An 11,862-nucleotide genomic window follows, 5' to 3' on the forward strand; every position below is an offset into this window, starting at 1 on the left:
CGAGCCTTTCGAGCCTTTCGAGCCAGCGGGAAGCGTTCGCGCGCGTGCTCGTCCGCTCGTGCTCGTCACGGTCGCTTGCGGTCGCCGTCTTCGGCCGCGTGGTCGTCGAGATAGCCGTCGATCGCGCGGCGGAGTTCGGTGTCGAGGTGCTCGCCTGCCAGCAACGCCGCGACGGTGCCCGCCGACTGCACCGCGGACTGGGCGATCAGCAGCAGCATGGTGGCCATCCGCTCCGGATCGCCGTCGCGAATGGAGCCGTCCTGCTGGCCTTCCCGGATACCCGCCGCGAACAGCTCGATCAGCGCGCGCTGGTTGCGCCCGAGCCGCCCGAAGACGTAGGTGAGCATCAGATCGGTGTCGGTGCGGAAGATCTTGCCGAACAACGGGTTCGACCGGACCGTCGCCGCTCCCGAGACCACGCCCTCGACCAGCCTGGCGCGCGCGCTGCCCGCGGAGGGCATCGCCTCGGCCACGATGCCGCGCAGCTCGCGGACCAGTAGCTCGGCCACCAGCGCGCCGGTATCCGGCCAGCGGCGGTAGACGGTGGGCCTGCTGACGCCTGCTCGCCGCGCCACCTCGGTGAGCGTGGTGCGGCGTACGCCGAACTCCTGCACGCAGGCGCGCGCAGCGTCCAGGATCGCCAGGTCGATCGCCGAGAGTAGGTACTCGGCGGAGTCGTCAGGAACGCTCAAGGTGTCACCACCGGTGGTCGAGTGGTCCGCAGGGCGCCGACCAGGAAGAATGGTTCACGTGCTTGTTACTGATTGACAGTATATGTCAAACTGTAACGTATGGTGGAGACGCAGCAGCACACCGGCGGCGATCCGGCTGCCCCGGCAAAGACCGGCGTGAGCGGATCGACGGCGGGTATGGTCTGGGATGCCTGGGGAATCCCGGCTGGGCACCAGCCACTTTCGGAGCGCATCCGTGGCCTGCTGACGCAGGTATTCGGAGTGTCCGGCAGTTCGGTGGCGCGCCGCGATGAGGGCGACGTGCCACTGCGTGAATCGGCGCTGACGCAGGCGCGGCGAGCCGGGCTGATCGAGGTGGTCGGCCCCGGCAACGTGTCGGCCGACCACCGCGATCGGTTGCGGCACGCCGGGGGAAAGAGCACCCCCGATCTGCTGCGCCGCCGGGCGGACGGCCCGCAGGACGCCCCGGATGCCGTCGTCTTCCCCGCCGATCACGATCAGGTCCTCGCCGTGCTGGCCTACTGCGCGCAGCAGGCCGTGGCGGTGGTCCCGTTCGGCGGCGGCACCAGCGTGGTGGGTGGCGTCGATCCCGTGCGCGGTCGTTTCGACACCGTCATCGCGCTGGACCTGCGCAGGCTCGACGGCGTCACCGGCATCGATCCGATCAGCGGCACCGCCACGCTGGGAGCGGGACTCACCGGTCCGCGCGCGGAGGAACTGCTGGGGGCGCACGGCCTTTCGCTCGGCCACTTCCCGCAGAGTTTCGAGTTCGCCACCATCGGCGGCTTCGCGGCGACGCGGTCGTCGGGCCAGGCCTCGGCGGGTTACGGCCGGTTCGACGACATGGTGCAGCGACTGAAGATCGCCACGCCAAGCGGCACCCTCGAACTCGGCCGCGCCCCCGCTTCGGCCGCCGGCCCGGACCTGCGCGAGCTGTTCGTCGGCTCGGAGGGCACGCTCGGTGTGATCACCGAGGTCACCGTGCGGGTGCACCCGGTCCCGGAAACCGTCGCGTATCAAGCGTGGTCGTTCCCCGACTTCGCAACCGGCGCCGCCGCCTTGCGCTCGGTGGTGCAGGCGGGCGCGGCGCCGACCGTGCTCCGGCTCTCCGACGAGGCGGAGACCGGGATCAACCTCGCCCGCTCCGGCGATATCGGCGGCAACCCGGTCGCCGGATGCCTGGCCGTCACCACCTTCGAGGGCAGTGCCGCGCATGTCGCCGCGCGCAGCGCCGAAGCGGCCGCCGTGCTGGCCGCCGCGGGTGGCTCCGCCCTGGGGGAGACCCCGGCCCGGGAATGGGAGCACGGGCGTTTCGCCGCGCCGTATCTGCGCGACGCGCTGCTGGATGTCGGCGTGCTGTGCGAAACCCTGGAAACCGCCACCACCTGGTCCGATCTGAGCGCTCTGAAGGCGAAGGTGACCGCGGCGCTGACCGATTCGCTCGGCGCGCAGGGGACACCGCCCCTGGTCATGTGCCACATCTCGCACACCTATCCGACCGGCGCATCGCTGTACTTCACCGTCGTCGCCAAGCAACTGGACGACCCGCTGGCCCAGTGGCAGGTCGCCAAGCGCGCCGCGGGCGACGCCATCGTCGCGGCGGGCGGCACGATCACCCACCACCACGCGGTGGGCACCGACCACCGTCCCTGGGTGCCGGACGAGCTCGGTGACCTCGGCGTGCGCGTGCTGCGCGCGGTGAAGGCCGAGCTCGACCCGGCGGGCATCCTGAATCCCGGAAAGCTGGTGCCGTGAACGAGTATTCGCCGGTGCGCAGACTCACCGTGGTGACCAATCCGCACGGCAGAGGAAGCGATGCGGCGAGCGCCGCGATCGCCCACCTTCGCGCGGGCGGCGCCGAGATCACCGAGGTATGTGCCCGCTCGGTCGCGGAAACGGTTGGGCAGGTGCGGGACTCGGTCGCGGGCGAGGCGCCACCGGATGCCGTGGTCTGCGTCGGCGGCGACGGCCTGATCAACGTGACGCTTCCGGCCGTCGCCGAGACCGGCGTCGCGCTCGGCATGGTTCCCGCAGGGACCGGCAACGATCTGGCCAGGGAACTCGGTGTGCCGACCGACGACCCGGTCGCCGCCGCGGCTGTCGTGTTGCGCGGGCGGACCAGGACGATCGATCTCGGGCGGATCGAGTCGTCCCGGCCGCCGATGTGGTTCGCCACGGTGACCGGCACCGGATTCGACGCGCGGGTCACCCTGCGCGCCAACGCGATGCGCCGGCCGAAAGGCAGGCTGCGCTACACCGTCGCGGCGCTGGCCGAGATCTCCGGGCGCTTCACCGTGCCCTACCGGGTCGAACTGGTCGGCGCGGTGACCGAAGGGCTGACCAACCCCGGCGCGGGCTCCCTGCTGGAGACCGAGGCGGTGATGGTCGCGGTCGGCAACACCCGCACCTATGGCGGCGGCATGTTGATCTGCCCGGACGCGATCATGGACGACGGCCTGCTCGACCTGACCGTGGTCGGCGCGTTGTCGCGCAGGGAGATGCTGCGCCTGCTGCCCGCCCTGTCGGCGGGCAAACGCCAGAATCACCCGGAGGTCAAGCAGTTCCGCGCCACGGCCGTCACGCTCACCGCGGCGGGCGCGCCCGCGACCGCGGACGGCGAACCGGCGGGCACCCTGCCGATCACCATCCGCGCGGTCCCCGCGGCGCTGACCGTCCTGGTGCCCTGACCGTCACGGCGGCAACGCGTGCCGGTCAGCCGAACGTCACGCACCGCAACCGGTCGACGGCCGCGCGATCGACGATGACCACCGACCGTGACGCACCGGCCGGCGACCGATGCTCGATCACGACCGCGCGCATGAGTTGCCGCCAGCGCCGCACGTGCAGCCGGAAGGACATGTGATTGATCCGCCTGCCACGGCTGAGCTGGCCTGCGCGGGCCACCGCCGCGGGCACATCGAGCATCAGTAGGTGCAGTTCGCGGTCCGCCGCCCAGTGCGCGATCAGTGCCCGCGCCCAGCCGAACGTGGCGCAGTCGTGGATGACCACCGGGCCGGTGACCTCACGCAACGCGGTGCGGATCGCCGAGAAGTGCGCTGCGTGCACCAGCGGACGCCACAGCAGGTAGGGCAGCCACCACAGCCGAGGCCGCAAACGATTGCGCGCCTGCATGGAGTCGAGCACCAGCACCCCGGCGGCGCTGCGCGACGGTGCGTCGGCCGTCGAATCGGCGCCGAAGAACTTGCGCAGCGCGGTGCTCTTGCCCGCCCCGGGCACGCCTGCGACGATCAGCGCCGCCGAGACCGGGTACCGGATCTCCTCGATCGCGTGACCGCGGAGATCGTGCAGCGTGTCCGGGATCAGGATCGGGAGCCGGGGTTCCGGGGCGGACGCGGACACGGCTTCGAGCGGGGGGTTCACCTCTCCCAGCGTGCGCAGCGGATACGTGTTCGGCAACCGGGAAAACCCTGGTTTTCTCTGAGGATTCATCGAAGGAGGCGTGCCAGGGGTATCCACCCCCTCCAGAGTCCTGGGTTTTCCTGCATTCGGCAATAACGGACATTTCGGACAATGGCCATCACTCGCGTTTTCGCCCCGCCGATCGCGCGCGAAGATGCATTCGTTCGCCTTGGGATCCGAAAAGGCTCAAGATTTCCGCCGGACCCCGGCCCGCGCTGCCGAACCAATGCGGTTGGCGGGTGTCGAATTCCGCCGCCTCGCCGGGGCCGAGCACCAGGTCGTGCTCACCGAGCACCAGTCGAAGCCGTCCGGACAACACGTAGAGCCACTCGAAACCCTCGTGCACCTTCGGGTCGGGTTCACCGCGCTCGGGCGGAATGATGATCTTGAACGCCTGCAGCGGCCCCGGCTGCCTGGTGAGCGGGACAATGGTGAGCCCGTTCATCTTCCGTGCTGTGGTGTGCACGCGCGGATCGGCGATCTTGGGAGCGGCGACCAATTCGTCCAGCGGCACCTGATGGGCCAACGCGATCGGCAGCAGCAACTCCAGGCTGGCCTTCCGCTGACCGGACTCCAGTCGCGAGAGCGTGCTCTTGGAGATGCCGGTGCTTTCGGCCAGCGCGGTGAGCGTGACGTTGCGGCGGGTGCGCAGCGCTTTGAGCCGCGGGCCGATGTCGGCGAGAGCCTGGGCGACGCCCGGTGGTGTGGACATCTCACCAGTGCACCGCGTTTTCCCGTTTTTGGCAACATTAGTTGCCGAAGTGCCATTGTCGGCTGCACTGTGTCGGTGGAGGTGATCGCGGAATGAGCGAGACATACGACGTGGTGATCGTGGGTGGCGGGGCGGCGGGACTGTCCGGGGCGCTGGTCCTGGCCCGCGCGCGGCGGCGAGTCGCGGTGGTCGGGGGCGGTGCGCCGCGCAACGCGCCCGCCGAGCACATGCACGGATTCCTGTCCCGGGACGGGATGCCGCCCGCGGAGCTGCTGGCCCGCGGAGCGGCCGAGGCCGCGGGCTACGGCGCGGAACTGATCGATGATGTCGTGATCGACGCGGAGCGGACCGGCGAGTCGGACTACACACTGCGGCTCGGCGGCGGCGGAGCTCTGCGGGCTCGCCGCGTGCTCGTCGCCACCGGGCTGCGCGACGAACTTCCGCAGCTGCCCGGCGTGCGTGAGCGCTGGGGCCGTGACGTGCTGCACTGCCCGTACTGCCACGGCTACGAGGTCCGTGACCAGCCGATCGGCGTGCTCGGCGGGCCGGAACCCGGTGCACGGGCCCGCGCCGTGCATCTGGCGCTGCTCTTGCCGCAGTGGTCGGACGACGTCATTTTCTTCCCGAACACGATGCCGCTCTCCGACGGTGACCGCGCTCACCTGGACGCACGCGGGGTGCGGGTGCTCGAAGGCGAAGTGGCCGGATTCGCCGTGGACGATCGCTTGCGCGGCGTGGAACTGGCCGACGGGCGAGCGGTACCGAGGACGGCGATGTTCGTCGCGCCGACCTTCCGCGCCAACGATGCCGTGCTGGTCGCGCTGGGCTGCGCCTTCGATGACAACGGCTGGGTGGTGACGGACGCGACCGGGCGCACCGGCGTGCCGGGAGTCTGGGCCGCGGGGAACGTCAGCAATCCGGCCGCCCAGGTGATCTCCGCCGCGGGTGCGGGCTCGACGGCCGCGATCGCGATCAACGGCGACCTCGTGCTGGCCGACGCAGGCGCCTTCGCCCGATAAGGGGGCGGGCGTCTTCTCCCGATAAGGGGAACAGCCGGGGTACAAAATGCCGGAAGCTGAGAATTACTTATGGATTCCGAGTGCGGCCTCGGATCGCCGGTAAGCTTCTGACATAGGCGGAGTGTTCGGTGTCCCTCATCCACCGAAGACTCCGCCTTTCTTTGTCTTCGATGCGGAATACCGCGTGTACGGTTCGTATCGAGCGGCGCGACGCGGCCCTGACGGCGGGACCGTGTCCGATTTCCGGTTGGGTATCCGGTCAGGTTTCCGGTCAGTTTCCGGTCGCATTCCGGTCAGCTTTCCGATCCAGGGCCGACCGGTGAATCCGCGCGAACCGGCGCGCGGGATCGACCGACCCGAAGTGGGTCGATCGCCGCGCTCTAGAATCGCGGGGTGACCAGCGCAGCCCCTGACAACACGCGTAATCGTGCCGATGCCCTCCCCAAGAGCTGGACGCCCAGCGAGGTAGAGGCCGAGATGTACGAGCGCTGGGTAGCCGCTGGCTATTTCACCGCCGACCCGGCCAGCGGCAAGCCCGCGTACTCGATCGTGCTGCCGCCGCCGAACGTCACCGGCACGCTGCACATGGGCCACGCGCTCGACCACACCCTGATGGACACGCTCTCGCGCCGCAAGCGCATGCAGGGCTACGAGGTGCTCTGGCTGCCCGGCATGGACCACGCGGGCATCGCCACCCAGACCGTGGTGGAGAAGCAACTGGCGGTGGACGGCAAGACGAAGGAAGACTTCGGCCGCGAACTGTTCGTGCAGAAGGTCTGGGACTGGAAGCGCGAGTCCGGCGGCGCTATCCAGTGGCAGATGCGCGCGCTCGGCGACGGCGTCGACTGGAGCCGGGACCGCTTCACCATGGACGAGGGCCTGTCGCGCGCCGTGCAGACCATGTTCAAGCGGCTCTACGACGCGGGCCTGATCTACCGCGCGGAGCGGCTGGTGAACTGGTCGCCCGAACTGCGCACCGCGATCTCCGACATCGAGGTCAAGTACGAGGACGTGGAGGGCGAGCTCGTCTCGCTGCGCTACGGCTCGCTCAGCGACGACGAGCCGCACGTCGTCGTGGCCACCACCCGGGTGGAGACGATGCTGGGCGACACGGCGGTGGCCGTACACCCGGAGGACCCGCGCTACCGGGCGCTGCTCGGCACCACCCTGGAGCATCCGATCACCGGGCGGCAGATCCCGATCGTCGCCGACGACTACGTCGATCCCGAGTTCGGCTCGGGCGCGGTGAAGATCACTCCCGCGCACGACCCCAACGACTTCGAGATGGGTCTGCGGCACGGGTTGCCGATGCCGACCATCATGGACGAGCGTGGCCGGATCACCGGCACCGGGACCGAATTCGACGGCATGGACCGTTTCGAGGCGCGCGTCAAGGTGCGCGAGCGGCTCGCGCGGGAGGGCCGGGTCGTCGCGGAGAAACGGCCCTACCTGCACAGCGTCGGGCACTCCGAGCGCACCGGCGAGCCGATCGAGCCGCGCCTGTCCATGCAGTGGTGGGTGAAGGTCGAGTCGCTGGCCAAAGCCGCCGGTGACGCCGTGCGCACCGGCGACACCGTGATCCATCCGAAGAGCCAGGAGCCGCGCTGGTTCGGCTGGGTCGACGACATGCACGACTGGTGCATCTCGCGTCAGCTGTGGTGGGGCCACCGCATCCCGATCTGGTACGGCCCCGAGGGCGAAGTGGTGTGCGTCGGGCCGGACGAGGAAGCGCCCGAGGGGTGGGTGCAGGACCCGGACGTGCTCGATACCTGGTTCTCCTCCGGCCTGTGGCCGTTCTCCACGATGGGCTGGCCGCACGCCACCGCGGAACTCGAGAAGTTCTATCCCACGAGCGTTCTGGTCACCGGCTACGACATCCTCTTCTTCTGGGTGGCGCGGATGATGATGTTCGGCACCTACGTCGCCGAGGACGCCGCGCTGACCGCGGGCAAGGGCGGCGAGCGGCAGGTGCCGTTCAAGGACGTGTTCCTGCACGGCCTGATCCGCGACCAGTTCGGCAAGAAGATGTCCAAGTCGCGCGGCAACGGGATCGACCCGCTGGACTGGATCAACGGCTTCGGCGCCGACGCCACGCGGTTCACCCTCGCGCGCGGCGCGCAGCCCGGCGGCGACCTGTCGGTCGGCGAGCCGCACGTGCTCGCCTCGCGCAGCTTCGTGACCAAGCTGTTCAACGCGACCAAGTTCGCCCTGATGAACGGCGCGCGGGTCGGTGAGCTGCCCGACCGCGCGCAGCTCACCGACGCCGACCGCTGGATCCTGGACCGGCTGGACGCGGTGCGCGCCGACACCGACGCCGCGTTCGACGCCTACGAGTTCGGCAAGGCGTGCGAGGCGCTCTACCACTTCGCCTGGGACGAGCTGTGCGACTGGTATCTGGAGCTGGCCAAGGTGCAGTTCGCCGCCGACGGCGCGCGCGCCGACGCGACCCAGCTGGTGCTCGGTTCGGTGCTCGACGCGGTGCTGCGCCTGCTGCACCCGGTCATCCCGTTCGTCACCGAGTCGTTGTGGCAGGCGCTGACCGGCGGCGAGTCGGTGGTGATCGCATCGTGGCCGCAGCCCTCCGGTATTCCCGTGGATCAGGAGGCGGCGCAGCGGATCTCCGACACCCAACGGTTGATCACCGAGATCCGGCGGTTCCGCAGCGACCAGGGTCTCGCGGACAAGCAGAAGGTGGCGGCCAAGCTGATCGGGGTGGACGAGGCGGGCCTCGGCGAGCAGGCGGCGTCGGTGGCGAATCTGGCCCGGCTCACCGAACCCGGCGCCGACTTCGCCGCGACCGCGTCGGTCGAGGTCCGCCTGAGCGCCGGGACGGTCACCGTGGAGCTGGACACCTCCGGCGCGGTCGACCTGGACGCCGAACGCCGCAGGCTGGAGAAGGATCTCGCCGCCGCGCAGAAGGAACTCCAGGGCACCGCGGCCAAGCTCGGCAACGAGGCGTTCCTGGCCAAGGCCCCCGACCACGTGGTCGACAAGATCCGCGGCAGGCAGCAGATCGCGTCCGACGAGGTGGCGCGTATCGGGGCGCGACTGGCGGAGTTGACGCGACTTGCGGAGTTGAGCGGGAAGTGAACCACGAGCCGGAACCGCAATACGGCGACGACGAGCGCCGTGGCGGCGGGGCGCGGCTCGGGTCCGGGCCCTCGCCGGTGGAACTGGCCGAGATGGCGCTGGTCGAGGCGGAACTCGACCGGCGCTGGCCGGAGACCAAGATCGAGCCGTCGCTCACCAGGATCGCCACGCTGATGGACCTGCTCGGCTCGCCGCAGCAGAACTACCCGGCGATCCACATCGCGGGCACCAACGGCAAGACCTCGGTGACCAGGATGATCGACGCGCTGCTCACCGCGCTGCACCGGCGCACCGGCCGGATCACCAGTCCGCACCTGCAATTGGCCACCGAGCGGATCAGCATCGACAACGCGCCGATCACGCCCGCGCGGTATGTGGAGATCTACCGGGAGTTGCTGCCGTACGTCGAGATGATCGACAAGCAGTCGGCGGCGGCCGGCGGACCTGCCATGAGCAAGTTCGAGGTGCTCACCGGCATGGCCTTCGCCGCTTTCGCCGAGGCGCCGGTCGATGTCGCGGTCGTGGAGACGGGCATGGGCGGCACCTGGGACGCCACCAACGTCGTCGACGGGCAGGTCGCGGTGATCACGCCGATCGGCCTGGACCACACCGACTACCTGGGCCCGGACCTGGCCTCGATCGCGGGGGAGAAGGCCGGGATCATCAAGCGGGCCCCGGACAGCCTGGTGCCGCGCGACAACGTCGCGGTGATCGCGGAGCAGGACCCGGAGGCGATGGAGGTGCTGCTGCGCCGCGCCGTCGAGGTGGACGCCGCGGTCGCGCGGGAGGGTTCCGAGTTCCGCGTGCTGGCCCGCCAGATCGCGGTCGGCGGGCAGCAGCTCGAGCTGCAGGGACTCGGCGGGGTGTACGACGACATATTCCTGCCGCTGCACGGCGAGCATCAGGCGCGCAACGCGGTGCTCGCGCTCGCGGCGGTGGAGGCGTTCTTCGGCGCGGGCCCGCAACGGCGGCTCGACATCGACGCCGTGCGCGCCGGTTTCGCGAGCGTCACCAGCCCCGGGCGGCTGGAGCGGATGCGCAGCGCGCCGACCATCTTCATCGACGCCGCGCACAACCCGGCGGGCGCGCGAGCGCTGGCCGCGACGCTCACCGAGGAGTTCGACTTCCGCAAGCTGGTCGGGGTGGTCGCGGTGCTCGGCGACAAGGACGTCGACGGCATCCTCACCGCGCTGGAGCCGGTGTTCGACGAGATCGTCGTCACCAGCAACGGTTCGCCCCGCGCGCTGGACGTGGAGACCCTGGCCGACCGCGCGGTGCAGCGCTTCGGCGACGAGCGCGTGGTCACCGCCGTGACGCTGCCCGACGCACTGGAGACCGCCATCGCGATCGCCGAAGAGGTCGGCGAGCCGGGCGAGATGGTGTCCGGTGCCGGTGTGGTGGTCACGGGGTCGGTGGTCACGGCGGGCGCGGCGCGCGCGCTGTTCGGAAAGGACCCGGCATGAGCGTCCGGCCGGGACGTGGCGGTGTGCGTGACCGCGTAGGGCTCGCTCATGTCGAGGACGGATGCGGCACGAGCGTCGGGCCCGGCGGCGGCCTGCGCGACCGCGTAGGGCTCGCGACTGTCGAGGAGGGCACAGCATGAGCGAATCGGCCGGTAAGGACGAGCAGCCGGTACCACCGCCCGCGACCGACCCGTGGAAGGGTTTTCGCGGAGTGATGGCGGGGACTTTGGTGCTCGAGGCGATCGTGGTGCTGCTGGCCTTGCCGGTGGTCGCCGACGTCGGTGGCGGGGTGACCTGGTTGTCCGGCACCTATCTCGTGGCGCTGGCGGTGGTGATGTTCCTCGGGGCCGGGTTGCAGCGCCGGTCCTGGGCGCTGCCGTTCAACCTCGCGTTGCAGGTGTTCGTCCTGCTGGGCGCGTTCATCCATCTGTCCATCGGCGTCATCGGCGTGGTGTTCGGCGTGGTGTGGGGCTTCATCCTGGTGCTGCGCGCCGACGTGCGCGGCCGGATGGAGAAGGGCCTGCTGCCCAGCCAGCGTATCCAGCGGCAGTAGCCGCCTGCCTGCGATGGTTCCACGCGGGGCCCGGCGATGATCGCGCTGGTCGGGGGCCGGTTCGGCCCGGCGTCGCGCTGCCGGCCGCACCGCGGGATCGATCAGTCCGACCGCTGGTGCGGCGCCCGCAACCGTGCCGGATAGGCTTGCGCCGTGACTGAGCAGACGTTGGTACTCATCAAGCCGGACGGTGTGGCCCGTGGCCTTGTCGGCGAGGTGCTGGCACGCATCGAGCGCAAGGGCCTGAAGATCGTCGCCCTCGAGCTGAAGCACGTGTCCGAGGAACTGGCCGAGGGCCACTACGCCGAGCACGCCGAGAAGCCGTTCTTCGGATCCCTGATCGAGTTCATCACCTCGGGTCCCGTCGTCGCGGCCATCCTGGAGGGCCCGCGCGCCATCGCCGCGTTCCGCCAGATCGCCGGCGGCACCGACCCGGTCGAGAAAGCCGTGCCCGGCAGCATTCGCGGAGACTTCGCTCTCCAGACGCAGGAGAACCTGGTCCACGGGTCCGATTCACCCGAATCGGCCAAGCGTGAGATCGCGCTCTGGTTCCCCGAGCGGCCTGCCTGACCGGGTCTCGAGCGCCGTGCCCGCGCCGCGGCGACACCTACTTTCGCGCCGCGGGCCGGACCGAGTCGAGCGCCGATGGCGAACGCCCGGCGCGCGGTGTGGGATACTGGCATCGGCTGCTTTCGACGCCGACTGTTCGTGCAGGTGCGCGAACGAGAGGTGACGAGCGCAGCCGGATGACACCACGGTTCGATGCCGATCATCGCTGCCATGGACAAACGGCCTGGTTATGGGGCCCGCTGTTCGCGTAGGCCTGCTGGATGAGCGCTCGATCCGCGGAGTTCAGCCATACAGCCAGGCGCCGCGTGACCAGTTAGCCCGAACGACGAACAACCGAGGAAAT

10 protein-coding genes are annotated in these 11,862 nt (G+C 70.1%); 7 read left to right on the plus strand and 3 right to left on the minus strand.

All coding sequences use genetic code 11. The features are described 5' to 3' along the window. Positions 1-65 precede the first annotated feature (65 nt). Positions 66-692 (minus strand): TetR/AcrR family transcriptional regulator, encoded by a 627-nt coding sequence (locus IU450_RS20970; protein ID WP_195151450.1) that lies wholly within the window; start codon positions 690-692, stop codon positions 66-68. Positions 693-869: 177 nt separating this feature from the next. Here IU450_RS20970 and IU450_RS20975 point away from each other — a divergent pair, with 177 nt between their 5' ends. Further along, complete coding sequence (locus IU450_RS20975) at positions 870-2,447, plus strand: FAD-binding oxidoreductase (protein ID WP_195151633.1); 1,578 nt, start codon at positions 870-872, stop codon at positions 2,445-2,447. Then, entirely contained in the window at positions 2,444-3,379 is a 936-nt protein-coding gene (locus IU450_RS20980; protein ID WP_416382890.1) for a YegS/Rv2252/BmrU family lipid kinase, read from the plus strand. The genes IU450_RS20975 and IU450_RS20980 overlap by 4 nt, the downstream gene beginning before the upstream one ends. A 25-nt stretch (positions 3,380-3,404) precedes the next feature. On the opposite strand, the gene IU450_RS20985 is transcribed toward IU450_RS20980, so the two are convergent. Both IU450_RS20985 and IU450_RS20990 read right to left on the minus strand, forming a co-directional pair. Next, positions 3,405-4,073 carry an AAA family ATPase gene (locus tag IU450_RS20985; protein ID WP_324197752.1) on the minus strand — a complete coding sequence of 223 codons (669 nt, stop codon included), beginning with the start codon at positions 4,071-4,073 and terminating at the stop codon, positions 3,405-3,407. A 157-nt stretch (positions 4,074-4,230) separates the two neighbouring features. Then, on the minus strand, positions 4,231-4,824 hold the full coding sequence (locus tag IU450_RS20990) for a helix-turn-helix domain-containing protein (protein WP_195151451.1): 594 nt from the start codon (positions 4,822-4,824) through the stop codon (positions 4,231-4,233). Positions 4,825-4,916: 92 nt separating this feature from the next. Here IU450_RS20990 and IU450_RS20995 point away from each other — a divergent pair, with 92 nt between their 5' ends. From IU450_RS20995 to ndk, 5 genes are all read left to right on the plus strand, one after another. Beyond that, positions 4,917-5,843, plus strand: a complete 927-nt coding sequence (locus tag IU450_RS20995; RefSeq protein ID WP_195151452.1) for an NAD(P)/FAD-dependent oxidoreductase — start codon at positions 4,917-4,919, stop codon at positions 5,841-5,843. Positions 5,844-6,236: 393 nt separating this feature from the next. Further along, entirely contained in the window at positions 6,237-8,933 is a 2,697-nt protein-coding gene (locus IU450_RS21000) for a valine--tRNA ligase (protein ID WP_195151453.1), read from the plus strand. Between the two features lie 77 nt (positions 8,934-9,010). Continuing rightward, positions 9,011-10,396: a bifunctional tetrahydrofolate synthase/dihydrofolate synthase gene (gene folC, locus IU450_RS21005; protein WP_416382894.1), complete on the plus strand. Its 1,386-nt coding sequence runs from the start codon at positions 9,011-9,013 to the stop codon at positions 10,394-10,396. Positions 10,397-10,532: 136 nt separating this feature from the next. Then, on the plus strand, positions 10,533-10,949 hold the full coding sequence (locus tag IU450_RS21010) for a DUF4233 domain-containing protein (protein ID WP_195151454.1): 417 nt from the start codon (positions 10,533-10,535) through the stop codon (positions 10,947-10,949). A 153-nt stretch (positions 10,950-11,102) separates the two neighbouring features. Next, on the plus strand, positions 11,103-11,519 hold the full coding sequence (ndk, locus tag IU450_RS21015; RefSeq protein WP_195151455.1) for a nucleoside-diphosphate kinase: 417 nt from the start codon (positions 11,103-11,105) through the stop codon (positions 11,517-11,519). Positions 11,520-11,862 lie beyond the last annotated feature (343 nt).

The organism is Nocardia abscessus, assembly GCF_015477775.1.
GTDB classification, from domain to species: Bacteria; Actinomycetota; Actinomycetes; order Mycobacteriales; family Mycobacteriaceae; genus Nocardia; species Nocardia abscessus_A.